Annotated in this window: 28 protein-coding genes and 6 pseudogenes; 12 read left to right on the top strand and 22 right to left on the bottom strand. The window is 56.6% G+C overall.

The window, feature by feature from the left end; genetic code table 11:
* Positions 1-191 precede the first annotated feature (191 nt).
* The 8 genes from metC to AC07VR_RS20170 form a co-directional block, all read right to left on the bottom strand.
* On the bottom strand, positions 192-2,939 hold the full coding sequence (gene metC, locus AC07VR_RS20205; protein WP_495012318.1) for a cystathionine beta-lyase: 2,748 nt from the start codon (positions 2,937-2,939) through the stop codon (positions 192-194).
* 22 nt (positions 2,940-2,961) lie between these two features.
* Positions 2,962-3,315, bottom strand: coding sequence for a glutathione binding-like protein (locus AC07VR_RS20200; RefSeq protein ID WP_495012317.1), 354 nt, complete (start codon positions 3,313-3,315; stop codon positions 2,962-2,964).
* On the bottom strand, positions 3,312-3,908 hold the full coding sequence (locus tag AC07VR_RS20195; RefSeq protein ID WP_495012316.1) for a cysteine dioxygenase family protein: 597 nt from the start codon (positions 3,906-3,908) through the stop codon (positions 3,312-3,314). The genes AC07VR_RS20200 and AC07VR_RS20195 overlap by 4 nt, the downstream gene beginning before the upstream one ends.
* Positions 3,909-3,925: 17 nt before the next feature.
* Positions 3,926-4,762 (bottom strand): amino acid ABC transporter ATP-binding protein, encoded by an 837-nt coding sequence (locus AC07VR_RS20190; protein ID WP_495012315.1) that lies wholly within the window; start codon positions 4,760-4,762, stop codon positions 3,926-3,928.
* The gene (locus tag AC07VR_RS20185; RefSeq protein WP_495012314.1) at positions 4,749-5,537 is read right to left on the bottom strand and encodes an amino acid ABC transporter permease; all 789 of its coding nucleotides are present in this window, start codon (positions 5,535-5,537) and stop codon (positions 4,749-4,751) included. The genes AC07VR_RS20190 and AC07VR_RS20185 overlap by 14 nt, the downstream gene beginning before the upstream one ends.
* Positions 5,527-6,261, bottom strand: a complete 735-nt coding sequence (locus tag AC07VR_RS20180) for an amino acid ABC transporter permease (protein ID WP_495012313.1) — start codon at positions 6,259-6,261, stop codon at positions 5,527-5,529. The genes AC07VR_RS20185 and AC07VR_RS20180 overlap by 11 nt, the downstream gene beginning before the upstream one ends.
* A complete protein-coding gene (locus AC07VR_RS20175; RefSeq protein WP_495012362.1) occupies positions 6,258-6,416 on the bottom strand; it encodes a hypothetical protein in 159 nt (52 codons plus the stop codon). Before AC07VR_RS20175 ends, AC07VR_RS20180 begins: the two co-directional genes overlap by 4 nt.
* A 61-nt stretch (positions 6,417-6,477) precedes the next feature.
* Complete coding sequence (locus AC07VR_RS20170) at positions 6,478-7,320, bottom strand: transporter substrate-binding domain-containing protein (protein ID WP_495012312.1); 843 nt, start codon at positions 7,318-7,320, stop codon at positions 6,478-6,480.
* Between the two features lie 245 nt (positions 7,321-7,565).
* On the opposite strand from AC07VR_RS20170, the gene AC07VR_RS20165 reads away from it, so the two are divergent.
* Positions 7,566-8,417 (top strand): LysR substrate-binding domain-containing protein, encoded by an 852-nt coding sequence (locus AC07VR_RS20165; RefSeq protein WP_008001698.1) that lies wholly within the window; start codon positions 7,566-7,568, stop codon positions 8,415-8,417.
* A 79-nt stretch (positions 8,418-8,496) separates the two neighbouring features.
* On the opposite strand, the pseudogene AC07VR_RS20160 reads toward AC07VR_RS20165, so the two are convergent.
* Together AC07VR_RS20160 and AC07VR_RS20155 are read right to left on the bottom strand one after the other, a co-directional pair.
* Positions 8,497-8,642, bottom strand: a pseudogene (locus tag AC07VR_RS20160) (metallophosphoesterase family protein); the annotation flags it as partial.
* Positions 8,643-8,674: 32 nt separating this feature from the next.
* Positions 8,675-8,890, bottom strand: coding sequence for a hypothetical protein (locus AC07VR_RS20155; RefSeq protein WP_494991632.1), 216 nt, complete (start codon positions 8,888-8,890; stop codon positions 8,675-8,677).
* 489 nt (positions 8,891-9,379) lie between these two features.
* Here AC07VR_RS20155 and AC07VR_RS20150 point away from each other — a divergent pair, with 489 nt between their 5' ends.
* From AC07VR_RS20150 to AC07VR_RS20140, 3 genes are read left to right on the top strand one after another with little or no spacing between them, the layout of a single operon-like run.
* The gene (locus AC07VR_RS20150; protein WP_494991633.1) at positions 9,380-9,919 is read left to right on the top strand and encodes a kinase inhibitor; all 540 of its coding nucleotides are present in this window, start codon (positions 9,380-9,382) and stop codon (positions 9,917-9,919) included.
* A gap of 5 nt (positions 9,920-9,924) precedes the next feature.
* Positions 9,925-10,746, top strand: a complete 822-nt coding sequence (locus tag AC07VR_RS20145; RefSeq protein WP_494991634.1) for a helix-turn-helix transcriptional regulator — start codon at positions 9,925-9,927, stop codon at positions 10,744-10,746.
* 8 nt (positions 10,747-10,754) lie between these two features.
* The gene (locus tag AC07VR_RS20140; protein ID WP_495012311.1) at positions 10,755-10,976 is read left to right on the top strand and encodes an SDR family NAD(P)-dependent oxidoreductase; all 222 of its coding nucleotides are present in this window, start codon (positions 10,755-10,757) and stop codon (positions 10,974-10,976) included.
* Here the strand turns inward: AC07VR_RS20140 and AC07VR_RS20135 are convergent.
* A pseudogene (locus AC07VR_RS20135) lies at positions 10,948-11,106 on the bottom strand (hypothetical protein); the annotation flags it as partial. The gene AC07VR_RS20140 and the pseudogene AC07VR_RS20135 sit on opposite strands and share 29 nt — an antisense overlap.
* A gap of 3 nt (positions 11,107-11,109) precedes the next feature.
* Positions 11,110-11,670 carry an RBBP9/YdeN family alpha/beta hydrolase gene (locus AC07VR_RS20130; RefSeq protein WP_495012310.1) on the bottom strand — a complete coding sequence of 187 codons (561 nt, stop codon included), beginning with the start codon at positions 11,668-11,670 and terminating at the stop codon, positions 11,110-11,112.
* On the opposite strand from AC07VR_RS20130, the gene AC07VR_RS20125 reads away from it, so the two are divergent.
* From AC07VR_RS20125 to AC07VR_RS20115, 3 genes and pseudogenes are all read left to right on the top strand, one after another.
* Positions 11,647-12,192 carry a MerR family transcriptional regulator gene (locus AC07VR_RS20125; RefSeq protein WP_495012309.1) on the top strand — a complete coding sequence of 182 codons (546 nt, stop codon included), beginning with the start codon at positions 11,647-11,649 and terminating at the stop codon, positions 12,190-12,192. The two genes, AC07VR_RS20130 and AC07VR_RS20125, sit on opposite strands and share 24 nt — an antisense overlap.
* A gap of 106 nt (positions 12,193-12,298) precedes the next feature.
* Positions 12,299-12,589, top strand: coding sequence for a transposase (locus AC07VR_RS20120; RefSeq protein ID WP_495012308.1), 291 nt, complete (start codon positions 12,299-12,301; stop codon positions 12,587-12,589).
* A pseudogene (locus AC07VR_RS20115) lies at positions 12,565-12,669 on the top strand (transposase domain-containing protein); the annotation flags it as partial. The gene AC07VR_RS20120 and the pseudogene AC07VR_RS20115, both read left to right, overlap by 25 nt.
* Positions 12,670-12,849: 180 nt before the next feature.
* On the opposite strand, the gene AC07VR_RS20110 reads toward AC07VR_RS20115, so the two are convergent.
* The 5 genes from AC07VR_RS20110 to AC07VR_RS20090 form a co-directional block, all read right to left on the bottom strand.
* A complete protein-coding gene (locus AC07VR_RS20110; protein WP_494991637.1) occupies positions 12,850-13,158 on the bottom strand; it encodes a hypothetical protein in 309 nt (102 codons plus the stop codon).
* A 44-nt stretch (positions 13,159-13,202) separates the two neighbouring features.
* Positions 13,203-13,916, bottom strand: coding sequence for a helix-turn-helix transcriptional regulator (locus AC07VR_RS20105; RefSeq protein ID WP_494991638.1), 714 nt, complete (start codon positions 13,914-13,916; stop codon positions 13,203-13,205).
* Positions 13,909-14,163, bottom strand: coding sequence for a helix-hairpin-helix domain-containing protein (locus AC07VR_RS20100; RefSeq protein WP_494991639.1), 255 nt, complete (start codon positions 14,161-14,163; stop codon positions 13,909-13,911). The genes AC07VR_RS20105 and AC07VR_RS20100 overlap by 8 nt, the downstream gene beginning before the upstream one ends.
* A 245-nt stretch (positions 14,164-14,408) precedes the next feature.
* On the bottom strand, positions 14,409-15,020 hold the full coding sequence (locus tag AC07VR_RS20095) for a hypothetical protein (RefSeq protein WP_495012307.1): 612 nt from the start codon (positions 15,018-15,020) through the stop codon (positions 14,409-14,411).
* 468 nt (positions 15,021-15,488) lie between these two features.
* The gene (locus AC07VR_RS20090) at positions 15,489-16,118 is read right to left on the bottom strand and encodes a LysE family translocator (RefSeq protein WP_495012306.1); all 630 of its coding nucleotides are present in this window, start codon (positions 16,116-16,118) and stop codon (positions 15,489-15,491) included.
* A gap of 135 nt (positions 16,119-16,253) precedes the next feature.
* On the opposite strand from AC07VR_RS20090, the pseudogene AC07VR_RS20085 reads away from it, so the two are divergent.
* Positions 16,254-16,463: pseudogene (locus AC07VR_RS20085) on the top strand (transposase domain-containing protein); the annotation flags it as partial.
* A 16-nt stretch (positions 16,464-16,479) separates the two neighbouring features.
* Here the strand turns inward: AC07VR_RS20085 and AC07VR_RS20080 are convergent.
* Positions 16,480-16,743, bottom strand: a pseudogene (locus tag AC07VR_RS20080) (oxidoreductase); the annotation flags it as partial.
* A gap of 366 nt (positions 16,744-17,109) precedes the next feature.
* Here AC07VR_RS20080 and AC07VR_RS20075 point away from each other — a divergent pair.
* From AC07VR_RS20075 to AC07VR_RS20060, 4 genes are all read left to right on the top strand, one after another.
* A complete protein-coding gene (locus tag AC07VR_RS20075; RefSeq protein ID WP_494991642.1) occupies positions 17,110-17,730 on the top strand; it encodes a TetR/AcrR family transcriptional regulator in 621 nt (206 codons plus the stop codon).
* Positions 17,731-17,857: 127 nt separating this feature from the next.
* Positions 17,858-19,366 (top strand): efflux transporter outer membrane subunit, encoded by a 1,509-nt coding sequence (locus AC07VR_RS20070; protein ID WP_495012305.1) that lies wholly within the window; start codon positions 17,858-17,860, stop codon positions 19,364-19,366.
* On the top strand, positions 19,363-20,553 hold the full coding sequence (locus AC07VR_RS20065; RefSeq protein WP_494991644.1) for an HlyD family secretion protein: 1,191 nt from the start codon (positions 19,363-19,365) through the stop codon (positions 20,551-20,553). Before AC07VR_RS20070 ends, AC07VR_RS20065 begins: the two co-directional genes overlap by 4 nt.
* Positions 20,554-20,564: 11 nt before the next feature.
* Positions 20,565-22,085 carry an MFS transporter gene (locus tag AC07VR_RS20060; protein WP_495012304.1) on the top strand — a complete coding sequence of 507 codons (1,521 nt, stop codon included), beginning with the start codon at positions 20,565-20,567 and terminating at the stop codon, positions 22,083-22,085.
* Positions 22,086-22,106: 21 nt separating this feature from the next.
* Here AC07VR_RS20060 and AC07VR_RS20055 read toward each other — a convergent pair.
* The 4 genes and pseudogenes from AC07VR_RS20055 to AC07VR_RS20040 all read right to left on the bottom strand — a co-directional run.
* Positions 22,107-22,280, bottom strand: a pseudogene (locus AC07VR_RS20055) (PaaX family transcriptional regulator C-terminal domain-containing protein); the annotation flags it as partial.
* Between the two features lie 233 nt (positions 22,281-22,513).
* Complete coding sequence (gene wrbA / locus AC07VR_RS20050) at positions 22,514-23,116, bottom strand: NAD(P)H:quinone oxidoreductase (RefSeq protein WP_123359376.1); 603 nt, start codon at positions 23,114-23,116, stop codon at positions 22,514-22,516.
* Positions 23,117-23,730: 614 nt separating this feature from the next.
* Positions 23,731-25,014, bottom strand: coding sequence for a salicylate 1-monooxygenase (salA, locus tag AC07VR_RS20045; RefSeq protein ID WP_495012303.1), 1,284 nt, complete (start codon positions 25,012-25,014; stop codon positions 23,731-23,733).
* A gap of 244 nt (positions 25,015-25,258) precedes the next feature.
* On the bottom strand, positions 25,259-26,599 hold the full coding sequence (locus tag AC07VR_RS20040; RefSeq protein ID WP_495012302.1) for an MFS transporter: 1,341 nt from the start codon (positions 26,597-26,599) through the stop codon (positions 25,259-25,261).
* Between the last annotated feature and the right edge of the window lie 132 nt (positions 26,600-26,731).

Below are 26,731 nucleotides of genomic sequence, written 5' to 3'. Positions count from 1 at the left end.
GTCGACCGATAAGATCGACGACAACGTTCGTTTCCGCCCTCGCCCCCAGCATCTCCAAGGGACGCTTCGAACCAAGCCCCGAGCCGGCGTGTCCACCCACCCTCTCGCAGCGTTCACGCTACTACCGGTCAGTGCCCCTCGGCAGATATGCATTACCGTGTGAAAGCGCAGCAAAAGCCTCGAGCCAAGCCCTATTCCAAAGCCTTAAACCCGCGCTGCAGATCTTCGATCAACGCTGCGACATCTTCCAGACCGATGTGCAACCGCAACACAGGATTCATTGAGCGATCAGCCGCACTGTTACGGTTTTGTGTATCGGCCACGGTGATCAGACTTTCAAAACCGCCCCAGGAAGCACCCAACCCGAACAGCTGCAGTGCATCAATGAAGCGCTCGACATACGCGTCGTCCGCCTCGCTCAGTTCAAAGGACAGCAAGCCGTTGCTGCCGGTGAAATCTCGCTGCCACAAGGCGTGGCCAGGATGATCGGTCAAGGCCGGATGGAACACCCGTTTCACCTGCGGTTGCGCTTGCAACCAATGAGCGACTTCCAAGGCCTGGCGCTCATGCACCTCCAGGCGTGGCGCCAACGTTCGGGCGCCTCGCAATACCAGATAAGCGTCGTCGGGGCTGACGGTCGCGCCAAAGGCATCGCTCATATTCATCATGGGCTGCCAGGCTGCTTCACAGGTGCAGACACTGCCCATGACCACATCACTGTGGCCGCTCAGGTACTTGGTCAGCGCCATGATCGAGATGTCCGCACCAAGTCTCAGCGGTCGGTACAGGTAACCAGAGCCCCAAGTATTATCGACGGCCAGCAAAATCCCTCGCGGTTTGCACAGGGCGGCGATGGCCGGCAAGTCACACAGTTCATACAACAAAGAGCCTGGCACTTCGGTATAGACCATTTTGGTGTTGGCTTGCAGTAGAGCCTCCAAGTCATGGCCGTCCGGGGCGAAATAATTGACCTGAATACCGAAGGGCTGAAGAAACTCCCGTGCTAGACGCCGCACAGGCGCGTATACCGCGTCGGTGATCAGCACATGATCGCCGGGTCGCAGGTAAGCGAGAAACGTCTGCGCGACCGCTGCCAACCCGGTACCGAACAAGCGAGTGCGATAACCACCCTCCAGCTCGGTGACCAGGTCTTCGAGGGCAAACGCCGTTGGATTTCCGCGTGCTCCATAACTCAGCACACGCTCGCTATCACGGCGAGCTCGGGCGTCACGCATTTGCGCCAGGTTGTCGAACAGCACGGTGCTTAAGCGAGTGACCGGCACATTGACTGCGCGACCGCCGACACCCTGAGCCCGCGCCGAATGCACCAGGCGCGTACGCACCTGCGAATCCGAACGAGCTAGAGGTTGCAATGGTTTAAGACTGGCGATTTCGTCGTCGCTCATCTGCGCCAGCAAACCGATTTCCCAAGCCAGATACTGACGCGCCGCGTCTTTGTTGCCGGAGTGGCGGTCATGGGTAAAAAACAGAAAATCGATGCATCGATCATTGGATGGCGTGTCCGGGCTTTCCCGCACGGCGAAACCCGCTGCACGCCAGGCCTCGAGCCCGCCGTCAAGCAGCTGCACCTGCGCACGCTGGGCTTGAGGTAATTCCAGTGTGACGAACGCAGCCAGTTGCGGATCATCGGCCAGTAACACCAGCGGTCGCTGTTCATCTACGACGTGTGACGCCAGCAACGAGCGGATTGACCAGCTCGAACCGACAATGTGCCCCTTGCGAAAGGTCATGCTCGGACGCAGGTCAATCAGCGCGACGGCGTTATCTTTCAACGCATCAGCCAGCGCCCGCGCAGTGATCGTTGGCAACTTTTCATAAGCGAGAGCGTTACCCGCGGGTAACGCCAGGCCACTGCTCACACCACCTTCCAGCACATACGCCTCATGCCCCAATTGGCGCAGCCAACTCGCGACAATCGGCGCCCGCACACCATCGCTGTCGATCAGCACCAGCCGCGCCTGACGCACGCCGATATACAGATCAGTCGATTGAACTAACTGACCGCCTGGCGTGTGTTGCGCACCAGGTAAACTGCCGGCGGCAAACTCTTCGGCGGTGCGCACATCGCACAAAAACAGACTGCGCCCGGCGTCTGTGGCCCACTGCATGACCTTTGCAGCCGTTACCGTTTTCACACCGGCCCGATCCGCCAGTTGCGTGGCCGCCAGACGTTGCGCCGTTAGTGGTGCAACGGACACCGCATCGGCATATCGACGGCTGCTGCCATGCTCCAGTTGAAAGTCTTCCAGGTACCAGCCTTGGGTTCCGTTTTCCAACGCGTAGATCGGGTTTTTCAAGCCCAGGTTGATCAGCGTCTGCGCACCGATAATGCTACGGGTTCGACCAGCGCAATTGATCACGATTGGCGTGCTGTTGTCTGGCACCAGGTCATGGATTCGATAGCCCAGCTCGCCGTTCGGGCAGCACACTGAACCGGGAATGGTCATCTTGCGGTATTCATCGAACGGCCGGCCGTCCAGTACCACCAGAGGCTCGCCACGAGATTGCCAATCGGCCAATTGTTGCGCGGTGACATGCGGTGTATGACTGGCCTCTTCCACCAACTCGCCAAAAGCCTTGGACGGGACATGCACGCCGGCGAACAGTTGATAACCGGCGGCCTGCCAACCATCCGCACCGCCTTCCAGAACGTGCACGTTGCCATACCCCAACGCATACAGGCGCTGGGCAGAACGCGAAGCGACATCACCGCCGTTCTGGTCATAGATCACCAGCCGCACTTGGAGATTCGGTGCAAGACGCAGCACCTCCAGCTCCAGTCGGCTGTAGGGCAGATTGACTCCGAAAAACAGATGGGCTTCGCCATACTGGCCATGCTCGCGCACATCAAACAGGGCGATTTCCTGCCCGTCGAACAGCCACTGCTGCAATTGCCCTGAGGTTACGGTTTGGCTCATGGGTGTTCCGCTCGAAAGAAAATTATTGAAGCGCCAGAGAGCGCTCATTGGCCGCCAGTTCGCGGCCCTTCGCGTACGCACGCTGAATGGCTGGACGCGCCTTGAGGCGTTCGCGCCAGGCACGGATGTGCGGAAAATCCGCCAGTTCCTGGCCGTGTCGCTGCGGCTGAATCCACGGAAAAATCGCCATGTCGGCGATGGAGTACTCACCCGCCACATGCCGCACTTCAGACAGACGCGCTTCCAGCACTCGATACAGTCGCGTCTCGCCTTCGCGGATGTTGATCGGCAGCACACGGTAATCCAGCCCGAGCTCTTCGATCAGGATGCCGATTTTTAAACCGTTGGCGGTAGGCCAATAGTAAAGATCGATCATGCGTAAGCCTTGATCGACGGCGCCATTTGCGAGGCGTTGTAGTTGAGAATGCGCCCGTCAGCCTCTACGCCATAGCGCCCATTGAGAGACTCCAGCGGCAGACCGTAGAGGTGAAAATGCAAGGTCGCGTGCTCGCCTTCGACGCGAATGCCGTGCAGGTCTTCACCCAAGAACGAGATTGATCTGCCTGGTTGCACGATCACTTCCTTTTCCAGGTGCAAGGTGGTGAAACCAGGCTCGCGACCTTCGTCATCACGGCTGTAAACGTAGTTGATCTCCTGGCCTTCGACGGCACTGATAATCGCCCAGGTTTCGTGGTTGTGCGGGATCGTACTTTTGCCCGGCAACAGTGAGTTCAGGTACAGCGTCGGTGTGTCTCCGTCGTCATTCAGACGGTAACGAAAGGCAGAACTGCCCTGCCCCGGCACCGGCGCGGGAAACTCGTCGAAATTAAATAGATCACGGCGTTCGGCCAAGGCTTCGAGCAGGTAAACAATTTCCACCAGCGCGGCGCGGTCAACGCCGTGTTGGTTGATGACGCGGATTTTCTTCAGGAAATCTTCGATAACGATGGCACGGTTTTCGGTGCTCATGAACAGGCTCCTCGGTTTTAGACGGACAGGCTGTAGCGACCCAGGTTGGTCAGCAGATAAGGGTCGTTGACGACGGCAGGACGGCGCCCCGAATCACCCACCGCATGGCGCAGAAATTCCTGGGTACGCTCGCTGGTCGGGTGCTGAAAAATCTGAGCGGCGCTGCCGTGCTCGACGATTACGCCGTTTTCAGTGAAGTAGACGATGTCGCTGATCTCTTCGGCGAAACGCATTTCGTGTGTGACCAGCACGCAGGTCATGCCCTCTTCGGTCAACTCGCGAATCACCGTCAGCACCTCGCCAACGGTTTCCGGATCAAGGGCCGATGTCACTTCATCGAACAGAATCAGTTCAGGCCGCATCGCCAGCGCCCGGGCAATTGCCACACGCTGTTGCTGGCCCCCGGACAGTTGTCCCGGATAGGCATCGGCCTTGTGCTCCATGCGCACTTTGGCCAGCAAGGCACGTGCCTCTTTTTCGGCATCGACCCGGCTGCGCCCCAACACCTTGCGCGGTGCTATCACCAGGTTCTCCAGCACCGACAAATGCGGGAACAGGTTGTACTGCTGGAATACAAAACCCACGCGCTTGCGCAATTCGATGCGCTGGGCTTCCTGGGCCAGGGTGTGAACTTCGGTGGCACCGACGCGGATGGTGCCGCGCTGCGCCTGCAATAGCCCGGTGATGCAGCGCAGGATGGTTGATTTACCGGAGCCGGACGGGCCGATGATCGACACCGCCTGACCACGGTGGACGTCAAGGTCGATGCCTTTGAGCACCGGATTGCTGGCGAACGACAGGTGAAGATCGCGCAGGCTCACCAGCGGCTCGGCGACGGTTTCAATAGAAGGCATAACGTCGCTCCAGGCGTTGGGTGAGACGGGAAATCGGGTAGCAATAAGCAAAGAAGAGCACCAGCAAGCTCAGGTAGATCACCACAGTGAAACCGGTCATGTTCACGGTGTTGCTGGCAATCTGTGCGGTGTCGATCACATCATGCACGCCCACCAGAGAGGCCAGCGCGGTGCCCATGGTGATCACCGCATACAGGTTCATCCACGGTGGCAACATGCGCTTGAAGCACTGCGGCAGAATGATCGAGCGGAAAATTTGCCCCCGGGTAAACGCCAGCGAGCGTGCGGCCTCCCATTGAGTGCTGGGGATCGAAGCGATGGCGCCACGGAAGATCTCCGCAACGTTGGCACTCGCCGGCAAAGCCAGGCCGATCGTCATCTTGACCCAGTCCGGAAACGACACATAAGCACTGCCGATGTGGATTTCAAACGGGAACACGTAGGTAGTGAAATAGATCAGCACCAGCCAGGGTGCATTGCGGAAAATCTGCACCCAGATCCGTGCAGGCAAACGCAGCAGACGCAGTGGCGACAACCCCAGTGCCCCAACCAGCAACCCCAGCAGCGAGCCCAATGCGATCGCGACCAGGCTGATCAGAATGTTCTGACCAAAGCCTGCGGCCAGTGCCGGCGACCATTGCAGCAACGCCTTTAACACCGGACTTTGCGGGGCGAACCACACCAACCAGAGCACGACGCAGACCAGCAGCAGAAGTTTGCCGACATGCCGACGCGGCCAGGCCACCGGTACGGTGACGGACGATTCAATGGCCATAGCCAGGCATCCTCAGGTGCGCTTCAAGGTAGCGCCCCACACAATTGACGATAAAACTCAGCAGACCGAAAAAGCTCAGGATCAGAATCATCAGTTCCAGCACGTTATCGCTTTGAGTCCAAATCATGATCGACGCGTAGGTGATGTCACCGACGGCAATCGCCGAGGCGACGGCGGTCATCTTCACCAGGTCGATCAGGTTGTTGATCAGCGAAGGCAAAGCGAACCGCAGGGCCAGCGGCAGTTGCACGTTCCATAGCAACTGACGGCTGCTGAATGCCAGCGAACTGGCCGCCTCCAGCGTCACAGCCGGTACAGCCTCGATGCCGGCGCGCAGGGCCTCGGCATGGAAAGCGCCCTTGTGCAACGAGATCACGATCACCACCCAGGCGAACGGCGTCAGTGGGTTTGCTGCACCAACGGCTTGAGTGAGCAACATGTTCAATACGAGGAACGCGCAATACAGCTGCACCAGGGTCGGCGTGTTGCGGGTGACTTCGACGAACACACGTGCCGGTTTCGCTAACCAGGGATTGCCCGACGTCAGCATCGCCGCCAGTCCGAGCCCGGCGAGCAAACTGCCGAGGATGGTGAACAGGCACAGCCACATCGTGGTCAACGCACCCTGCACCACGGTGCCGCGTTGATAGGCGTCCAGCAGGAAGTTGTAGTTCAGACCGAACCCGGCAGCCCAGTGGACGAAAAGCTCCAACCAATGACTCATGCTTCGCCCCGCAATTGCGCGCAGGCCCGGGCGATGCGACGTCCGGCTTCAGCGACGCTATCGGTCGCGGTGGACAGGTGAAACCAGGGCGACAATGCAACAACGCTGGCCAGGCACAGTGAGGTCAGGTTTTTAGTGAAAAAATGACGGTTCATGCGCGACTACCTTGAATAGCCGTCGCGCGATGCGGCGGCGTATTGAATACGACTAGGTGAATCAGGCGCCGTTGGCCTGGAACTGCTTTTGCAGCTCCACCAGCGCGGGTGACGCGGGGGTGATGTGATTGCGGGTCTGGGCTTCGATCAACCAGCCGCTGCGGTGCAGTTCCTTGACGATCGGGTCGAGCTTGGCCTGGGTGTCGCTTTCACCACGACGTGTCCAGATCACCGACGGCGCCGGGTTGAGCTCTGGACTGATGGCGCGATAGCCTTGCCATTCGGTGTTGTTGGCGATTAACGGATTGATCAGTGTGGCGTCATGTACTGCCGCAACGCAGTTGTTGCCACGCAGTGCCAACAAGGACTCGGACGAACTTTTGAACGCCTTCAACTCAACGCCCAACTCGGTGAGTGGCTTGACGTAGCTGCTGCCTTGAGAGGTGCACACCGGTTGCCCTTTCAGGTCTTCCCAGCGGGTGATCTTGCTATCCTTGAGTACTGCGGCGGTACCGCCAACCCGGTAAAACGGTGTCGGCACAAAACCGAGAATCTCGCCGCGTTCTGCCGTCCATTCCATATTGGCGATCAGCAAATCGACCTTACCCTGCTGCAGAAACTGCACGCGGTTGGCCGGCAATACCGGCACCAGTTGCACCTCAGCACCCAACTGCCGACCCAGTTCTTGAGCGAGCTCTACGTTCAGACCACGCGGCTTCTGTGTGGCAGGATCGATCCCGCCAAAGGGGCCACCCGACAGCAGCACGCCAACCACAACCACATGACGCTGCTCGATCTTATCCAGCGTCGCGTCAGCTTGGGCAGCAGTGCTGGCGGCCAGTGAGATCAAGGCACCCAACATCACGGGCAATAAACGTTTTATAGGCGCGCGCTCGAACAACATGGATTTCCCCTCATTAATGATCGGCAAAACCCCGATCTGATGAGTGGGCATCCTGCGTACAGCGCCGAGGTAACGGAAATACAAATATCTAATATCGTTATAACTCAGGTGCTGTCACTTTTTAGATAAACGCCTATAAGCCTACGTTTATTGGCCTCTGCGGGCTTCCAGGAAAATAAATTTCTCCGAACACATAAAGATATGTAATGTTTATGTTCGCACCCTTAATGTAAAAAGCAGCCGCCATGTCGACCCTCGATCTCGAGCTACTGCGCACCTTCATTGCCGTAGTCGATCAGCACAGCTTTGCCGAGGCCGGTGTGCAACTGGCCCGCACACAATCGTCGGTCACTCAGCACATGCAACGCCTGGAGCAACAGGTCGGGGTCAGCCTGTTCGAAAAACGCGGGCGGCAAAAGCAGCTCACGGAAGCCGGGCAGCAGTTGCTACGCCATGCCCGGCAGATGCTTTCGCTCAACGATGACGCGCTGAACTCCTTGCGCGAAAGCAGCTTGAGCGGCGTGCTGCGCATTGGCTCTCCCCATGACATCGCCGACACCATCCTGCCACCGATTCTCAGTCACATCGCGCGTTCGGCGCCACGTTTGCGCCTGGAAATCGACGTCGGTCGAAGCCCGTTTCTCATGGACGACCTGCACCGGGGCAAGGTCGACATGGTGATTTCCACTCGAGAAGACCCCAATCTGGAAGGTTTTGCCTTGCGCACCTCGCCGGTATGGTGGATTTGTTCTGCGCAGTACCTTCACAACCCCGGCGAGCCCTTGCCGTTGATCCTGGTGGATGAACCCAGTATCTATCGGCGATATGCTCTTGAGGCTCTTGAACGCGCCAACATTCCTTGGCGCCAGGCTTATCTGGCGTCGAACCTGATTGGTATCAAGGCGGCGACCCGCGCAGGTCTTGGCGTCACTGCCAGAAGCATGGAAATGTTAGGCCCGGATATGCGGGTGCTGGGTGAAAGCGATGGTTTGCCCCGTCTGCCGGACGTCACCTACCACCTTTGGATTCGGCCCAATACTATTAATCCTCTGGTGCGTCGGGCTTATGAGTTAATTCGCAGCAGCCGCGGGCATTAAATGCCGAATCAACATGACGCTCGCGGTGCTGATGACACCTGAGTGATCTGGTCGTCCTTTTCACCATTGATGATACGAGTCACTCGAATAGGTGAATCAATCGAGGCTTAATGGAGGTTGCAGATGTTTCAAGCAGAGCTGCGTTACAGGCAGCTGGAAGCGTTGTCGCCCCGCACTACCTGGATTTAGATAAAGCTGCTCATCGCGCCACTCAATGCGTGGCTTAGGTGGACGAGCTTAGAAGTGGAGGATGCGGGTCACGCGAGCTTGATAGCTCCGCCCTGGATATCCTCCCGGGCCATTCGCAAGTCATTGGCGTCTTGGTTGAGCCGATGAATGAGATTAAGCAATCGTTGCCGCAACACCTCATCTTGGAGCTGCTCGGCAGCACGCATCACATCAAGCGCCGCTGCCTCATTGTTGGTGGCAACGGCGTCGAGCAGTTTGCGCATACTTCTTGATGGCCGATTCATCTCCAACCCTCCTAGCTTTCGGTGACGCGAATCATATGGCCGGAATGTTTCGTCAGTGTTTCAGCTACTCGAACTGGTTTTGAATCACCGGCTCTTGTCGAAGGAGGCTCGGCGAGCGTGTTCAAGGTCAGAGCTGAAGTCGCGACTGTTTGCACCGACTGAACACCGAACATCCATAGTCGGCAGGCACGTCCGGGTCTGTAGCTTCGTACCATTGCGCCATGCCTGTAATAAACGCTCGAGTACCGTCGATGGGTAGGGGTTAGACGCAACGTTTCGCCGTTGCACATGATCAGGGAGACCTCGGCTCTCCCTAAACCCATCGAGCAAAGGGCGGCTGAGTTTGGCTTCACGCTGCAACCGGCGAATGATGTTTCCCAGTACAAACTAATCGAGCGTTTCGGCACAGCTATCGAGCATTTCGGCACAGTAACCACCCTTTGATCTACCTAGACTCGGGTTTCACTCTAAGATGCAGATGAGATCGCAATGAAAATCAGATTAATCCTGCCGGCCCTATCTATGGCAGTAGCTCTCAGCGGATACGCTGCCGATTTCTCGCTGACCAGCCGGGATATTGCTGAAAACCGACCGCTGACCAATCTTGAAGTATTCCAAGGCTTCGGTTGCGAGGGGGGGAATACCTCTCCTGAGCTTTCCTGGAGTAACGCCCCTGCAGGTACTAAAAGCTACGCGATCACGGTCTACGATCCTGATGCGCCGACCGGCAGCGGCTGGTGGCATTGGACTGTGGTCAACATACCTGCTTCAACCAGCAGCTTGCCAAGAGGAGTGGGGTCGAACCTGCCTATTGGTGCAGTACAAGGGCGGACCGATTATGGTCAGTCGGGATTTGGTGGAGCTTGCCCACCAGTCGGGGATAAGCCCCATCGCTATCAATTCACCGTATGGGCATTGAAAGTAGATAAGCTACCGCTCGACGAGCAGGCCAGCGGCGCCTTGGTTGGCTACATGCTTAATGCCAATACCCTGGCCAAAGCCACAATCACTTCCACTTACGGACGTTAGGAACGATGCACCCTCCTGCCAGCATCCAGCACCGAGAAAACTTCATCGAGGGTTGCGTAATCCGGGCTCGGCAGCCCCATACCTTACAAAGGGTGCCGATATTCGTTACCACCTTGTGTCGAGTGCGGCAGGGAGAAAAGCTGTTGCAGTGGGACGAGCGGGAGATGCGTGCAGGACCACAACATCTATTGCTGATGCCGGCAGGGTGCGAACTGGGAATTTCCAACCTCCCCGGCCTTTACGGTCACTACATCGCCGATGCAGTGACCTTTCCCAGCTCGACACTGCGTAACTTCAGCGCTCGATATGGCCAGCAGATCATGAGTCATCGTAGTCGAGCCTTGAAGACGGACCTATGTGTCCTTCTGGATAGACATACAACACAGGCATGGGATCAGTTATTGGCCTCCATCAGTGCCAATGCCCCAGACGCATTACGCACACTCTATGGGGAGGCCGTCCTTCTGAGCTTGGGCCTTTCCGGCCTGGCCGGCCCGCTACTGATGAATCGCAACGATCCACTTTGCGAACGTGTGCAGCAGCTAGTAATGGGCAACCCAGCCAGGGAATGGACTGTTGCAAGCGTCGCACAACAGCTAAACCTTGGTGAATCGACTTTGCGTCGCCAACTGGCCAATGAAGGTGACAGCTTCAGGAACATTCTGGAAAACGTCCGACTAGCCATGGCGTTGCAATGGTTGCAAACCACGTCTCGCCCCATCGGTGAAATCGCCGCTGCCTGCGGTTACGCCTCGGCCTCACGTTTTGCAGTGCGCTTTCGCTCGCACTATGGTCTGTCGCCACGGGAATTGCGGGCGGCAATTTAAGCATTCCTGTGAGGTATCCCCATACCTTCCTGTTGAAACAACCCCGTGGCGCGATCCCGAACGTCACCTCCACTGCGGGGTTTGTACCCAAGACCGTCATCACCAGCTACTGCGCGACGAAAGCCGCGCTTTATTCCTGCGCGCAATTGTTGCGTCAACGGACTCAAGGGCATCAGCCTTCAGGTCGTCGAGATCGTTCCACCCGGTCAGCCACATTAGTTCGACGTTGAGCTGGACCTCTCGCTCTTGCTTACAACTCGACTGGATGCAGTTCAGAGTTCATAGACAAACAACGCGCACTGGGTTGGTTTCAGTGACGTAATCGTCAAGGCTCTCCGGACGCCGGATTTTATTGTGCAAACTCTAGTGCTCGATCATCGGCAGCAGCCCCACCAGCACTTGCGGCATCCGCACGAATCCATCAGAAGCCAGAAAATGACCGCCATGCTCCACTGACATTAAAGGCGACTTCAGCTGTATGGCGAGTGAGGCACTTAACGCGTAAGGAACTATCGGATCATCCTGGGCTGCGATCACGCGACGATTGTCGACTTTTTGTATGATTGCGTTGTAATCCACAGGGGGACTGACAAAGTCATCAAGTTGCGGGAGGGAGGGAAGCTTTGCGGAAAAGCCCGACACCAATAGCATCCCACCGATCCGGGTTCCCGCCGGCTGACGCTGTAAGTACCTGAGTAGCGCGATACAGCCAAGACTGTGCGCGACAAAAAATGTCTCACGATCCTCGCGGGTAATCGTCTGGTCGAGATAGTCTGCCCAAGCTTTCGATGACGGATGGCTCGAGTCGGGTAAAGACAGTATGTGTGCCTCGATACCTCGTTCGGCCAGGCTGTTCTGAAGCCACGCAAACCAGTGATCGTCTGCGGAGGCTGCGTAGCCATGAAGGATGTAGACAATTGGCATGAGGGGCTTGCTGGAGGCAGTAGCCGGCAGACCATAGATGCAAAACACGGCGACAATGCAAGTCAGCGAAGCAGCTTTCAGGAAACTGATCATTTGGGAATACCAACTCTTTTCAGGAAACAAGACATCAGTCTGAACCCTGACAGCACTGTGAAGGTCAAGGAAAACGCGATGCGAATTAGCGAGGTGTCTCGGCTGACCGGGGCCAGCGAGCGAATGCTGCGCTATTACGAAGAACAAGCGCTGCTCTGCCCGCAACGATCAACCACCGGGTATCGGTCCTACAGCGATCAGGATTTAAGAACAGCGCACGCCATATGCCAGCTAAACCGCGCAGGGCTCAGGCTGGAAACCATTCGTATGGTGCTGCCTTGCATGATTGACGATACACCTCGTTTTCATCCATGCGCCGCAGTGCGCTCTGCTTTGCGTGACGAACTGGAAAGGTTGGAAGAGAGACTCGAAGCCCTGATGCAAAGCCGGCGTGTTCTTGCTGCTTTCGTTGGCCAGGTAGAGAGTTAGTTTGTATCCGTCCGCCCAAGTCATCTACCCAACCCTGCAAAGCCAAGACATGGTGTGCACTTAAATTTAAGTGGGCACCAGTTCTAGCCTTTTAAGCGGGTATTTCATGCAGCCACAACGCCGTTCCTACTCCAAATCCTTCAAAGTCCAGGTCATTCAAGAGTACGACCAGCCCGGTGCCTCGATTGCCAGCGTCGCGCTGAGCCATAGCCTCAACGCGAACCTTGTCCACAAATGGATTCGGCTGCAAACGCAAAAAAGCACGGAGCTGCAACCTGCTTTTATTCCGTTACCCATGAAGCTAGCCGGAGCAAATTCGCAAGCTGCATCACCGAATATCTGCATTGAAATCCAGCCGCCGCGTGGCACTACGGGCATGATCCATATGCTTACCTGAAGGACGTCCTCACGCGCCTGCCGACGCAGCGGGCGAGTGAAATTACGGAGTTACTGCCGCATAGGTGGACGCCCGTTTAGTCACGCAAGGTGTGAGGGCGGACGATACGTTTTTTCGAAACGGTTTTACCATATAACGTCAGTTCGCAGCCCGGAACCTAGCAATAGGTGATCTGAGAACACTTACACTGGAAGTGACGACAACGATGCCTGACAGCAAAGGCATCGGTGTCGCTTGCCTGCTCTGACAGTCCGTCGGGGTCAACTCATCTCTGGAACGAGGTGGCTCATGAACGTCAGGTTTTCAATAGCGTGCATATACTCAGAGAATCTCGGATCTCCATCGTTGAACGCCTTTGCCACTTTTTGTGCGTTCTCAAGACTGTCCCACATTGCTAAGTCCGCGAAGATTCGGTCGTCGCTCATAGGGCAGTAGGCGCGGTACTCGATCAAACCAGGGAAGGTCTTTAACGTTTCACGAAGACCTGCGCGGAGCACAGGCACTTGCGCAACGCATTCCTGTTTGACCTTGAAAATGGCTAATTCGAGTACATGAGATGAGCGCTGCATAGGGATGACCTTCTGTGTGTTAGGGAGTCCCAATTATCAGTGCCTCATACTGACAGCGTAGTGTCAGTAGTGGTGATCGCTTTCCACTGGCTTGCCTGGTGCTTCATATACGCTTGGAGATCAAGGGCAGGATTGTCGGGTGATGGTTGTTGGGCAATAGCGATGGAGGCTATGCGATCGACCCGAAAATCGCGGTAAGCCGCCTTGGCACTACACCAGCTTCCAACCGTCCACTTTCCTCCCCAGTAGAAAAGGCCAAGGGGAGAAATGAGACGTTGCGAAACCACACCGTCCAAGCTGGTATAAATTATCTTCAGCGCCTGAGTGTTTTCGATGGCATTTCGAAGGGTTGCCAAATGGGCACGCGTTGAGGAAGGTGTTGCTCCAAGTGCCCTGATTTTTGCCGTGCTGGGGTCAACCTTGTGATGGACTATGGACGCTGAGATTTTGCTCAACAACATCCCCGCAGCAGCACTTAGTTCGTTATCGGCGGAAGCTGAAAGCATTTCCATCCCGAGCATCAATGCATCCAGTTCGAGCTTGTTCAACGTTAAAGGCGGCATCTCAAAATCGGCATCCAAGGCATATCCCACGCCAGCGGTACCATAGATTGGGATTCCACTGAAGGAAAGGTCGTCGATGTATCGATAGATTGAGCGAACGGAAACTCCGACTCGGCTAGCCAGTCGTTCAGCAGAGATTGGCTGATGGACACGAATCAGATTTACCAATTGAAATAAGCGATCAGCTTTACGCACCAGGTGTGCTCAACTGAGAGTCCTTCGCAAGCTCAATGGCCGCGTTAATGGCGGCCCGAGCTTGGGGGCTATTCTTCCAGCAAGTCGATCCCACTGCTGCCGATGCCTGAGCCAGGATGTCACAAACATTCGCTTTGCTGAGCACAGCTAGCGAGTCAATGCCCATCTGCTCAAGGCGAGCGATAACGGCCGGCCCCACGCCCTTTAGGGCCAACAAGGCATTATGTTCCGTCAGTGGAAATGGCATCCGTAAACTCCTGTTATCGGCCAATGAGGCAACCGGAGTTTGCCCGACGAGAGAGGGCATCTCAATAGATGGACTCCATCGCCCTAAGCGTAAGCATCAGGAAGGTGGGTTCGGCAGACGGACGATGCGGCTGCCAACCCAGCGCGCGAGTGAGATCGAGCAGCTGCTGCCGCATCGGTGGATACCGGCCTGACTAACGTCGAGCGATTCGGTCGCACGCTTGTCGGAAGCCAGCTATCGCCTGCTCAATCTGGCAATGTCTTAGCAATTGCCGCTTCAAGCATAGGTTTGGCTGCGTCATGCAAGAGTTGGCCGTGAGCGCCTACGACATGTTCGAAATCAAGCCTCAGAAGCCTCTCGAAGTCGGCGGCAAGGCTGCCCCCCTCCGGCGTGACGCGTTTCAGCCAAGGGCCGCCAATAAGTAGCGTCAGCTTAAAACCCATCATTCGAAGTATGCATCTGCTAAGGAAAGTCGTGTAACTCCAGTCGGCCCAATATTGAATGCTATCCGTGGCGATGAGCAGTTTTAGATTCTTCAGCAAAAGGCACGCCTCAGGGTATTTGGCCGCTTCATACACGAAAAACTGTGCATCAGGCATCGGCGGAGACGCTGCGGCGTTGATCACATGGTTTGCCATAGGCACCTTGTAAGTCTCCGGTCGAGATTGGCACCAGAACTCCGCCTGATATCGGTCAACGTAAAACCGATCGTCTAGACCATGGAAATCTCCTAGACGCAGGACATGGCGAACATTACCTAGCGCATCCAGCTGACTAAGTGCGGCATCGCTCAGGCGCACCGGGTTGATGAGGGTCAATTCATCGCCACTTTTGACAATGACCATGTTTCGGTTCATACGCATTCCAGGGCCGATCCTGATGCTGCCATGAACTAGGTAAACGTTGTGGAAAATAGGAGTGATAGGGTCATGGGGGAACGCGGGTGGGTACACTGACAATTCCTTGTGAAGTTATCCTTACTCACTGCTTGGCGAATCCTTATCAACCCAAGCGTGACGACCGTACCTTACCTTGGGACGTCCTACGCATCCATAGCTGACCCTGCCAGCAATGTTCAGGATCCTATCTAGACCGTTGCGCGGTGAGGTTCGGGGCGACTGCACCTCATTGCAGATCCTGCTCAGTACAGGTAGGCGCCTTCACCGGACGGTTACATTACACAAGGTGTGTTGAGCGGACGCTTATCCAGAAATGTCGAACTGGGGAGGTTCATCGTGGCACCCGCAACCTGGGATGGTAAGCGCGGGGGGCGCGGGCTTGAGTGTATTTGCCGGGCGCGTCCCCCCGCTCTGTCCTGCACTGCGTCAAAGCGGGCGGTCAAGAAACAACAAGCGTGCCGCTAACGCTGCCATCACCCCAGCAAAACCATACGTCCGAAGACGCTTGGAGATCCTGCCGCTGCCCAGTTTCCCTCTTAGCTGCCCGGCACACATCCCAAGTACGGCATGGAAGATTAGCGCGATCAGCGCAAGCAGCGCTCCAAGGAACATTAATTGGAGGCTAACATCGCCGGTTGTTACGCTGACGAATTGAGGCAGGAATACCATAAAGAACAAAAGCGCCTTAGGATTCAAGAGGCTGTTGAGGGTGCCTCGGGCGAAGATTTTCCACAAGGAAGCCAACTGAGGTTGAGTGCCCTGAGTCACTGCTGGCGTTTTTAAAGCTTGCCAGGCGATCCATATGAGATAACACGCCCCGGCCAAGCGGAGTACTTCGAACGCTGGTGCCCAGCTCATTACCATAGCGCCAATACCTGCGCTAACCAAAGCGGTCATCAGCAAGTCAGAGAAGGAAATACCAAGAGCGGCAGCGAAGCCCGCACGCCAACCGTGGGCCAACGCATGGCTGGTCACAAAAGCCATGTTCGGGCCCGGAACGATTAACAGGAGCATGGCGGCGACAATGAATAGATAGAGATTGGCTGCATCCGGCATGGGCATCACTCCGTAGGCTTGAGCGACGACGGTAAGCGAACTATTGATATGGCGGTAGCTACAGTCAGAGTTTATCTAATAGCAACAGTCGATTTTCAGGGAGCGTTAACTGCTGCTGTCGCAGGGATGCATAGGGCACGTGGACAGGCGAACAGGCTGTTCTCGGGGTCGTTACGCAGCGACAAACGCGCGGTTGCGATCATGAGTTTGATCCAGTCGGCAAGGCTCGATTGGCACGATCCAAATGCTTGCCTGAAGGACGTTCTCACGCGCCTGCCGACGCAGCTGCCGAGCGCAGTTACAGAGTTGCTGCCGCATAACTGGGGGCCGTCGCGCAACCTGTGATGCCCAGCCGCTTACTGTCAAAGAGCTGCCCATAGGGCGAAATACGTATGCCCACACGGCCTGCCCCAATCCGGGCAACCACCGCGTCAATGACTTCCAGGGTGAACCGAAGACGATTTGCCAACTTACCAGCGCCGTACTGGTCTGTACGATCATTGACCAATGGATTCATGAACTGCTCGAACAGGTAACCGTTGGCACCATGAATCTCCACACCATCAAAGCTCGCCTCGATCGCATTTTCGGCCGCTTGCGCGAATTCACCGACGATTCGGGTGACCACGGTTCTTGAGCGTGGTGTCGCCCAAGCGGAACTCTTCGAAGAGTTTCGACATTGGAGTGTCCATAATTTAATGAGTGGGATGATGATTAGCCGAGAGGCAGTCAGGTGACGCGGGACGCCTTGAACTCACGCTAGAGGTCTGATGAATTTCTAAGGTGCATTGATGCTAACTTGAGGGTTTCGGAGCCACAATCCGCTTGAATCGCAAATGACTATTGCTTTTTAAGCAACGCCTTGAAGCAAAAAGCTGAGGATTTACTTCCGCCCTAAGTTGCCTCTGGAAAAACGCCCTTGTATAAACACTGTTGGTTTCTATAGACTTCACGAGTCACTCAAAAGCCGATTTCGAGCATCGCCAAGCCCATGACCCAAAAGACCACCAAGTCCACGCTTGCCAAACCGCGCAGCCGATCCTCGATTGGCGCGGTACGCAGCCCGCAAAGCACCGAGGCCATCCTGGAAGCGGCCGCCGCTATTCTTGAAGAGCAAGGGTATCGAGCGTTCACCATGGACGCACTTGTCGAGCGCGCCGGGTCAAGCAAGCCGACCATCTATCGGTGGTGGCGCAGCAAAGGCGCCTTGTTGAGGGATGTATACGAGCGCGCCGCATTGACGTTCGTCACCTCCCCCGACACCGGGAATCTGGAACAGGATCTGATTGAGCATTTACGCTCGCTTTGGAGTTGGTGGCGGTCTTCAAGCGCCGGGGAAACCCTTCGCAGTTTCTTCATTGAAATTCAGCTGGATTCAAAGGCCATTGCGGAATTCCGAGAAGAATTTCTACCGCGCCGCGAACGTACTTTGCGCAAGATATTCGCCAGAGCAGTAAGCGCAGGGGAAATTGTCGACGGTCCTGCGGTGGAAGTTGCCGTCTCGATGCTCACAGGCATGTCCTGGCTGCATCTGGTTACCGCGAACCTGGAGAATCTTGACGACATCGACAATTCGGTCGCGGTGATCGTCAAGGGCTTGAGAGTTCGATAGTCGGTGGGGGGACCAGGATCTTTTTTTTGCCCATAACGACACTGTTAGTTTTTATTAGCTTTATCGCGCTTCCAACCGGTCACCTTTTGTCGCTGCAAGTCAGTCTTTACACCAGAGAATACCGTTCATGAACAGTCGAAAAAATGAGGAGCTAACGGACGTGCGATCCAGATGTCCCTTTGCCGCCCAAGCGTTAGCCGCTGTCCTGCTGATCCTGCTTGCCGGTTGCTCTTTCAGCGACTTGAAGCCCCAGTCCAGAATGCTCTCACCCAGGGATGCCGGTGAAACCCTGGCCAATAGCGGCATCACGTTATCGCCTGCCGCTTGGCCAACCGAAACCTGGTGGACCAGTTTCAAGGATGCGCAGCTCAACACCTTGGTTGAAGAGGCGCTCGCAGAGAGTCCGACACTGCGCTCCGCCGCCGCTCGTGTGCGCCAGGCCGGCGCCCTGGAGTCCATCGAAGGTGCCTCACTGCTACCACGTATTGACGCAGCAGCAAGCACCACCCGCGAACGCTTCAGTGCTAACGGCACCACGCCTGCCCCCGTGAAAGGCACTTGGCAAAATGTCGACCAGGCGACACTGAATGTCGGGTACGAACTGGATTTCTGGGGTAAGAATCGCTCTGCCGTTGAAGCCGCCGTGGGGCGCCGACATGCATTAGAGGTCGATAGCCGCGCGGCTGCGCTAATGCTGTCAGTGTCCATCGTGCAGACCTATATCGACTTGCAGGACACTTATGAGCAACTTGACGTTGCTCAAGCGTTACTCGACCAACAAGTCCACATTGAAAAGCTGACGCAGCAACGCTTTACCGCCGAATTGGGCACACAAATCGATATCAAGCAATCCCAAGCCTCGTTGCCCGCCAGCCGAGCCAACATTGCAGGCCTCAAAGAAGTGATTGAGCTGAACCAGAACAAGCTCGCCTCTTTACTGGGCAAGGGACCTGACCGTGGACGCTCGATTGCCCGCCCCCACATGCAGGCAAGCAACACCATCGCATTACCCAGCCATATTCCTGCCGAGCTTGTCGGGCACCGTCCCGACGTGGTCGCTCAACGCTGGCGCGTAGAGGCGACGGGGCATGAGATTGAAGTGGCCAAAGCCCGGTTTTACCCAAACGTGAACCTCACGTCCTTTATTGGCTTGCAAAGCCTTGCGTTCGACACCTTCAATGATCACAGCAGTCGAATTCTCGGTTTTTCGCCGGCGATCAGCCTACCCATCTTCGAGGGTGGTCGCTTGCGCGGCAATCTGGATGCTCAGGATGCGGCTTACGACCTGGCCGTTGAAAACTACAACCAGACCGTCATCGACGCGCTACGTGACATCGCCGATCAATTGTCTTCGCTGCGTTGGTTGAAAGAGCGCCTGGCCCAGCAGATTGAAGCAGTCAATACAGCCCAGGCCGCCGCCGATCTGGTCAACCTGCGCTATGGCGCGGGGCTGGCCACTTACCTGCAAGTGCTGGCCACCGAGAACGCGACACTGACCCAGAAACGTCAACTGGTCACGTTGCAGTCCCGCGCGCTTTCACTTCAAGCCAATCTGAGCCGGGCGCTGGGGGGTGGCTACCGCCCCGAGTTCCCCACCACCGCCTCTGCACTCCCAACCGTAGCTGATAAATCATGACCACCCAAACGCCCTCCCCCGTCGATCCCGCTCAATCCAAAGCTTCCTATCGCCCCCAGTTTCTGCTGATCTTGGGCATCGTGCTGTTAATGGCAACCTTGGGAATCTGGTACCTGTTAGGACTTGGCACCGAATCTACCGACGATGCCTATGTGGACGGCAACATCGTTCAGGTGACCTCCCAGGTCAGCGGCACCGTCACGGTGATCAGCGGCGATAACACCGACCATGTCGATGCCCATTCGCCACTGGTCACGCTCAATGCTGTGGATGCCGAGATCCAATATGAGCGCGCGAAATCCAACCTTGCCCGCGCCGTGCGCCAGGCACGTACCCAGTATTACCAGGTGCAACAACTGGAGGCTGAAGTCAGCCAACGACAAAACGACGTACGCAAGGCCCAGGACGATGTACGCCGACGCAGTCAGCTTGCCACCAGCGGCGCTGTTTCCCGTGAAGAGATCAGCCACGCCGAGGAGGTGCTTAAAAACGCCCTGGCGGGCCTCGACGGTACCCGGCAGGCACTGGCCGTTCGCCTGGCCATGGTCGATAACACGACGTTACGTACCCATCCCGATGTGCTGGTAGCCGCCGCCAATTTGCGCGATGCCTGCATTTCCCTGCATCGCACGCAAATCTACTCGCCGGTTACCGGCGTGATCACCAAACGTAGCGTGCAGGTTGGCCAGCGAATCAATCCGGGCGTGGCCCTTATGTCGGTCGTACCAATTGACCAGGTATGGGTGAACGCCAACTTCAAGGAATCGCAGATCCAGGATTTGCGTATTGGACAACCTGTGGTTCTGCGTGCCGATGCCTACAGCCGCAAGGTGGTATTTCACGGTTCCATCGTAGGCCTGGATGCCGGCACCGGCAGCGCGTTCTCGTTGATGCCCGCCCAGAACGCCACGGGTAACTGGATCAAGGTGACCCAGCGCGTGCCCGTACGAATCGCGCTGCAACCGCAGGAGGTCGCCGACAACCCGCTGCGCCTTGGCCTTTCCATGCGCGTGTCCGTCGATACCACCGACACCAGTGGGCAGGTGCTCAACAAAAAGCCTCCCGCACAGCCGGCTTACAGCACCAACGTCTTTGAAAATGAGCTCAAGGACGCCAATGATGTCGTAGAGCAAGTGATCAGCGCCAACGATGACCGTGGCCAATATGCCAATCTTCTGAAACCTTGACGGGGTATTTCATGTACCGGAAAAACGCAGCCCTGTTGATGACCGTAGGACTGCTGTGCGCATTGGAGTATCTGCAGGCCGGCATGATCGCCTTTGCCTCGGCTCCCATCCGCGGTGAGATCGACGCCAGCCCTGAAGAATTCACCCTGGTTGCAGCGCTCTATGCGTGTATCGCGGTGGTGGTCATATCAAAACAGCGCTGGCTGGTGGAACGGCTCGGCTGGCGCAACTTCATGCTTGGCTCCATCAGCATTTACGTGTTGGGGGCGTTCGTGTGCGGCGTTAGCAGTGACCTGACCACTTTCACCGCCGGCCGCGTGATCATGGCGTTGGGAGGCGCATCGTTCATGACCTCCGCGCGCCTGATGGTCAACCTGCTTCCACCGGGTCCTGGGCGATTCGTCGGGGTAAAAGTATTCGCCACAGGCCTGGCCAGTGGTACAGCAGTAGCGCCCTTTCTTTCATCACTGGTAGTGGTCGAGGACACATGGCACGCAATCTTCTGGCTACTGATCGCCGGTGCGTCGGCGGCGGCTGTGCTCTGCACACGCTTCTTGCCCAACACACCGATTCACGAAGATGACCGGACGCCCTCCAGCCCAGCGAACATCCTGTTGTTATCCGTCAGCACTTTCTTCCTGCTGTATGTGCTCCAGCGCTCCTACTATGACTTTTACAACGAGACCCTTATCCTCATCGTCTTCGCGCTGCTGGCCGCCCTGGGCGTGTATATCTTCTTCCACGCCGAACACGGTAAAGAGGCGCCTTTCCTCAAGGTCAGAGACTTGATGCAGTCTCGCTACACCCTCGGGGTTACGTTGTTCTGCTTCACCTACATTGTGCTAGGCAGCAACAACTACATCTTGCCGTATTTCCTGCAAACGGCGCTGGGATACTCCTGGGATACCATCGGTACGTTCCAGGCCTTCGGTCTGGCCGGCGCGTTGTTGACATGGATCGTCATGGCCATCGTCATTCCAAAGTACCCGGCTCCCAAGAAGTTCTTCATAGCCGGATTCAGTGCCCTGATCTGCTTTGGCGTGTTGTTGTCATCCCTGCCCCCCGACGCCAATATGTGGTCGAACATCTTGCCTGCGCTGGTGCTTAACGGCAGCTTCGTAATGCTGGTGCTCGCCACGGCGGCCATGCAGACATTTCGTGATGTGACACACCATGACACGTTGTTCGCCCATGCCTATCAGATCAAAAGTATGTTGGGGCAGATTGCCATGGCACTCGGCACCACCGTTGCCACCTTGTTTCTGCAATGGCGAACCACCTTGCAATACAACAACCTCAACGGGCATTTCAGCTCAGGCGATCCGCTCTATCTGGAACAGACTCAAATACTGGCTCAGGCACTCACCCCTGCCGTAGGCGCGGGCCCGGCCAGCCAGATTTCGGTGTCGATGCTTGCACAATCCCTGCACCAACAATCAACCCTGGTCGCAAGCATGGAATACTTTTGGGCTGTCATCGTGGTAGCCAGTGTTGCACTGGTCATTTCCATGATGCAGAAGACCTTCAAGTGACATCTGCTGTGAAGGCACGGACTCATGAACAAGCAGAGTCCGCGCCAGAAAGCAGTCGGATGGTTGCAAATGCTCTTGCTCGCGAAGCGTTTTCCAGAGTGGCCGGAACAGCTGAATGAACTCGCTGTAATGCGTCGCCAGCTCTTCGATGTTCCAGCTCCCGCGCACCTGCAAACGCAGAGCCTTGGAGGTCAGTTTGACTGACGGGATGAGGAGCGACCTCGCTAGAGCGTCGCTCCTTTGAATCCAAAAACGCTTACGTCTTCTTCAATGACTACCGACGCGCAAGGCTTTCGCTGGCAAGGCCAGCAGAATCGCCTCGCCACCAGCGAGCATCAGCAGCACGATGGTGAAATCCGCCCCGGCGTTACACAGGCCAGCGAAGCTCGACTCCTGTCCTGCAACATGTGCCCATTTACGTGCTTGCGTTAACCCGCGATCTTTATTGCAAGCTCAGCGACGTGTTTACCCTGGAAACGCGCAATATCCAGTTCATTTTGTGACGGTTGCCGTTTACCGTCGGCGCCTGCCAGGGTGGTCGCGCCATAGGGCGTACCGCCGGTGATCTCGCTCATGTTGGTCAGCCCTGCGCAGGTGTAAGGCACACCCACGATGACCATCCCCTGATGCAGGAGTGTGCTGTGGAACGACGTAATAGTGGTTTCCTGGCCACCGTGCTGGGTGCCGGTCGACGCAAAGACACTGCCGATTTTCCCGACCAGCGCGCCGCTCATCCACAGTCCGCCGGTCTGGTCGAGAAACGTGCGCATCTGTCCCGCCATATTGCCAAAGCGCGTCGGTGTACCAAAGATGATGGCATCGTAATTGGCCAGCTCGTCAGGTGTCGCCACCGGTGCCTTCTGGTCAAGTTTGACGCCGATGGCTGCTGCCTGTTCGGCCGGGATGGTTTCAGCGACACGCTTGAGCGTCACGTCGGTGCCGGGGACGGATCGTGCGCCTTCGGCCACTGCGCCAGCCATCGTTTCGAGGTGACCGTACATTGAGTAATAGAGAACCAGTACCTTCGCCATGATTTTTCCCCTGGATTAAGTGCCATTCGATGGATTAGGAGGATCTTGGATTACACCACTGCCAACGAACCACAGCGGCAGGTGTAGCGCTTGGTCACGAACAAAACTGCGGCTCACACCCCACCCGACTGCAGAGACTTTGACGGCATGCGGACTTAACACTAGCAGTTCCGTATGCTGCCTGCTGGCAGACAGAGACGCTTTTATAAGCAGTGTCAGCGGCACCATTTCCAACCAGGTCACGTACCCGCTCAATTCCAGGGTTTGGGGAGCATGCCGACCAAGATGTCATCCTTGTCGAGGAAGTGGTGCTTAAGAGCGACCAACAAATGGCCGCCGACGAAGACGTGCTCGAGTTTGCATAGTCATTAAAACAGCGGACACCAAGGTAGTTCGCCTCGCATCCTGCCAGCGACACAGAGGCAAAAAACCCTGACATCGCTGGCAGTCGCTTATCGACTCACAACCACTTCCATTACCCGCCTCGGGCTGTGTGTCACTAGGTTCTATGTCTAAAACACCCTCTTCCTTATTTCGGGGGTCTGAGAAATATTCAATGTCATGATCATTCACCTGATGTTATGGGTGTCTGCGGACGAAAGCCGGTTCAAGTCTCAGGCGAGTACTTTCCAGCCCAATTGCTCACGAGCCTCTTGCAGGTCGGACTGCAGATCGTGATCCCACAGCCAATCGAAACGTTCTGCAAGGGTTTTGCCCAGCAATTGCTCGTTATCGGCTACTGCCGGATCACGCAGTTCATAGAGCTCGCCGGCTTCCCAGGAGGTGCGTTGCACACGACAGGCACGTGGACGACGAATAGCGTCATAGACCTCTAGCACCGCCTGTGGCCGGCTCGCCAGAACCTGTGGGTCGGCCAGCAATCGGGCCAAAAGCCAGGCATCTTCCAACCCCTGCCCTGCGCCAGCGCCCTGGTGCGGCAACATCGCGTGGGCCGCATCTCCGATCAGCCCTACACGGCCGTGCACGTAACCCGACAGCTCTTCAAGTTCATGCAGAGCCCAAAGGGTCGGTGCCGGAATGCACTCGAGCAGCACTCGCGCGGCATCGCCCCAATCGGTGAAGGCCGCAAGCATTTCTTCCTGGCTGGCATTACGAACCCATGGGGAATCACTCGGCCAGGATGGGTCAGGCCGACTGCGGTCGGAAATGAAGGCCACTACGTTGATCAGCCGGCCTTGCTTGACCGGGAATGTGAGGATGTGTGCATCGAGCCCCAGATACATCTGCGGAACGTCGACAAGGTGTTCATCGACACCCCGAGCCCGATAGGCAGCGCGCAATTGTTGGCTGTCGATCATTCCTCGGTAGGCGCAGGTACCGCTGAAGCGCGGCGCCGCAAGGGGCTGGCCGAGGCCTTGGAGCACATGATCACGAATCGAAGACTTGATGCCGTCAGCGGCGATTAACAGGTCGCAGCGGTGTTCGCTGCCATCGGTGAACAGCACGCGGGCCTGTTCGGCATCCTGTTCCACGCTCACCGCACGCTTGCCAAATTGGGCGATACCGTCGGGCAACTGGCTGGCCAGAGCGTCGAGAAAATCAGCACGGTGCACCGAAGACTGCCCTACCCCTTCGGCAAGACTCGCGCCCAGGTAGCCGGCATCCTCGCCGCGGCGCCATTCGAACCAAATATCCTGCCAGGGATCAAGCGTGCGGTCGGCGATCTGCCGGTAGGGTTCGGCAATGCCCAGACCAGCGATGGCACGAACGGCATTGGCGCCGAAGGAAACACCTGCACCGACCTCGCCAAAGGCGGGTGCCGATTCGAATAACTGCACGTTGAGATGGGAGTGGCGGCACAGATCCAGTGCCAATGCCACGCCAGCGATACCACCGCCGACAATACCGATGTGCAAGGTAGATTGAGAGTTATACATAGCAAGGTACCCATGAGGCTGGTTGTTATTGGAGTAACCAGATCATCGCCATCTGAGTGCTATTGATAAATACCGTAACTCCCATACCAGGCATTACCAGTGTGAATATTACTCAGCAGAGCAATGCAAACCCGTCGTCATATCTTCATTTTTTAATCCGGACTTTTCGCCAGCATGCTCTACAAGCTGTATATCTTTCAGATACGACGAGCCCTTAACGGAACTCGTCTTTTTTCTGCTGCTATTACTGCGGTATAGCCTGCCTGGACGATGTGATCTGACGGCTCGCAGCGTTTTGCATCAAGAAGACCAGAATGGCTACTGCTCCAACCAATCCTGGTATTGCGAAGATGAGGAAGCTTGCCTGCAGCGGCAACGATGAGGCATGCAGCGCGCCGCCCAGCAGAGGACCAATGATTGCACCCGTGCGACCAACACCCATCGCCCAACCGAGGCCTGTGGCCCGTATCTGCGGCGGGTAATATTGCACGGTGCAAGCGTTGGCCAGGATTTGCGTGCCGATGGTGCACGCCCCGGCAACAGCGATGAGTAAATAGAGCACAGGTAATGGGGCCTTGAGTGCGAGCAGGCTCAGGGCCAAAGCACCGCAACCGAAGAAGGCGAACAAGACCTTTGCGATGCCTATTCGATCGCCAAGCCACCCACCGGCTACCGCTCCGATAATCGCGCCAATGTTCAGCGCCACCAGAAACGCCAGGCTCGAGTTCAAGCCGTATCCTGCGGCGCTCATGAGTTTTGGCAACCAGGAGCTCAATGCATAGACCATCAACAGGCAACAGAAAAACGCCAGCCACAGCATGAAGGTGCTCAACTTGCGCCCGTCCCGGAACAACTGCGCAATCGATACGTTCGTGCCTTTAGCGACTATCCGGTTCAACTGATCGATTGCGCCGGGCACATAACTCGGTACGGCCTGCGTCAGTAACGTCTGGGCCTTGACCGTCTGCCCGGTGCGCAGAAGAAAATCCATCGATTCGGGCAACTGCCGTACCAACAGTGGCACTGCCAACAGTGGAATCAAGGCCACATAGAACACCGCTTGCCATCCCCACTGAGGAATCAGCACCATGCCCAGTCCGGCGGACAGCATCCCCCCTAGCGAGTAACCACTGAACATGACGGCGACCAAGGTGCTGCGGGATTTCCTGGGTGCGTACTCGTTCATCAACGCGACAACGTTGGGCATGACCCCACCGATCCCCAGGCCGGCAACAAACCGGCACAACGCAAATGCCTCTGGGCTCTGCGCCAAGCCGTTGATTGCTGTGACACCGCTGAAAAGTGTTACGCACATCATGATGACTTTACGTCTGCCTATCCGGTCCGACAATGATCCGAAAAACAGCGCACCCAACATCATTCCTACCAGCGCACAGCTACCCAGCGCTCCAGCTTGTAATGAGCTCAGCCCCCACTCGGTCATCAACGAGGGCAACACGACCCCATAGATCACCAAGTCATAGCCGTCGAAGATGATGATTAGCGCACACCAGAACAGTACGCGTGCATGGAAGGCGTTGAAACGTGCCCCGTCAATCAGGGCTGATACATCGATCGTACGCATGGCATCGCTCTTTTTGTCATTGTTATAGAGCCGGAGGATCAGACGTCTCCGGGCGTTGCGCGGTGCCCAACTAGCTGACCGATATGCGAGTTGTTCTTGAGGGACGTAAACCGTTCAGAGTTTGGGCATTGC

This window comes from Pseudomonas sp. GW821-FHT02H09 (assembly GCF_059421425.1).
This window is presented reverse-complemented; position numbering and strand designations above follow the sequence as displayed.

Coding starts and splice junctions, on each gene's coding strand:
- metC (WP_495012318.1), bottom strand. CDS start 2,939: ATGAGCCAAACCGTAACCTCAGGGCAATTGCAGCAGTGGCTGTTCGAC.
- AC07VR_RS20200 (WP_495012317.1), bottom strand. CDS start 3,315: ATGATCGATCTTTACTATTGGCCTACCGCCAACGGTTTAAAAATCGGC.
- AC07VR_RS20195 (WP_495012316.1), bottom strand. CDS start 3,908: ATGAGCACCGAAAACCGTGCCATCGTTATCGAAGATTTCCTGAAGAAA.
- AC07VR_RS20190 (WP_495012315.1), bottom strand. CDS start 4,762: ATGCCTTCTATTGAAACCGTCGCCGAGCCGCTGGTGAGCCTGCGCGAT.
- AC07VR_RS20185 (WP_495012314.1), bottom strand. CDS start 5,537: ATGGCCATTGAATCGTCCGTCACCGTACCGGTGGCCTGGCCGCGTCGG.
- AC07VR_RS20180 (WP_495012313.1), bottom strand. CDS start 6,261: ATGAGTCATTGGTTGGAGCTTTTCGTCCACTGGGCTGCCGGGTTCGGT.
- AC07VR_RS20175 (WP_495012362.1), bottom strand. CDS start 6,416: ATGAACCGTCATTTTTTCACTAAAAACCTGACCTCACTGTGCCTGGCC.
- AC07VR_RS20170 (WP_495012312.1), bottom strand. CDS start 7,320: ATGTTGTTCGAGCGCGCGCCTATAAAACGTTTATTGCCCGTGATGTTG.
- AC07VR_RS20165 (WP_008001698.1), top strand. CDS start 7,566: ATGTCGACCCTCGATCTCGAGCTACTGCGCACCTTCATTGCCGTAGTC.
- AC07VR_RS20155 (WP_494991632.1), bottom strand. CDS start 8,890: ATGAATCGGCCATCAAGAAGTATGCGCAAACTGCTCGACGCCGTTGCC.
- AC07VR_RS20150 (WP_494991633.1), top strand. CDS start 9,380: ATGAAAATCAGATTAATCCTGCCGGCCCTATCTATGGCAGTAGCTCTC.
- AC07VR_RS20145 (WP_494991634.1), top strand. CDS start 9,925: ATGCACCCTCCTGCCAGCATCCAGCACCGAGAAAACTTCATCGAGGGT.
- AC07VR_RS20125 (WP_495012309.1), top strand. CDS start 11,647: ATGAAGGATGTAGACAATTGGCATGAGGGGCTTGCTGGAGGCAGTAGC.
- AC07VR_RS20130 (WP_495012310.1), bottom strand. CDS start 11,670: ATGCCAATTGTCTACATCCTTCATGGCTACGCAGCCTCCGCAGACGAT.
- AC07VR_RS20120 (WP_495012308.1), top strand. CDS start 12,299: ATGCAGCCACAACGCCGTTCCTACTCCAAATCCTTCAAAGTCCAGGTC.
- AC07VR_RS20110 (WP_494991637.1), bottom strand. CDS start 13,158: ATGCAGCGCTCATCTCATGTACTCGAATTAGCCATTTTCAAGGTCAAA.
- AC07VR_RS20100 (WP_494991639.1), bottom strand. CDS start 14,163: ATGCCATTTCCACTGACGGAACATAATGCCTTGTTGGCCCTAAAGGGC.
- AC07VR_RS20095 (WP_495012307.1), bottom strand. CDS start 15,020: ATGAACCGAAACATGGTCATTGTCAAAAGTGGCGATGAATTGACCCTC.
- AC07VR_RS20090 (WP_495012306.1), bottom strand. CDS start 16,118: ATGCCGGATGCAGCCAATCTCTATCTATTCATTGTCGCCGCCATGCTC.
- AC07VR_RS20075 (WP_494991642.1), top strand. CDS start 17,110: ATGACCCAAAAGACCACCAAGTCCACGCTTGCCAAACCGCGCAGCCGA.
- AC07VR_RS20070 (WP_495012305.1), top strand. CDS start 17,858: ATGAACAGTCGAAAAAATGAGGAGCTAACGGACGTGCGATCCAGATGT.
- AC07VR_RS20065 (WP_494991644.1), top strand. CDS start 19,363: ATGACCACCCAAACGCCCTCCCCCGTCGATCCCGCTCAATCCAAAGCT.
- AC07VR_RS20060 (WP_495012304.1), top strand. CDS start 20,565: ATGTACCGGAAAAACGCAGCCCTGTTGATGACCGTAGGACTGCTGTGC.
- wrbA (WP_123359376.1), bottom strand. CDS start 23,116: ATGGCGAAGGTACTGGTTCTCTATTACTCAATGTACGGTCACCTCGAA.
- salA (WP_495012303.1), bottom strand. CDS start 25,014: ATGTATAACTCTCAATCTACCTTGCACATCGGTATTGTCGGCGGTGGT.
- AC07VR_RS20040 (WP_495012302.1), bottom strand. CDS start 26,599: ATGCGTACGATCGATGTATCAGCCCTGATTGACGGGGCACGTTTCAAC.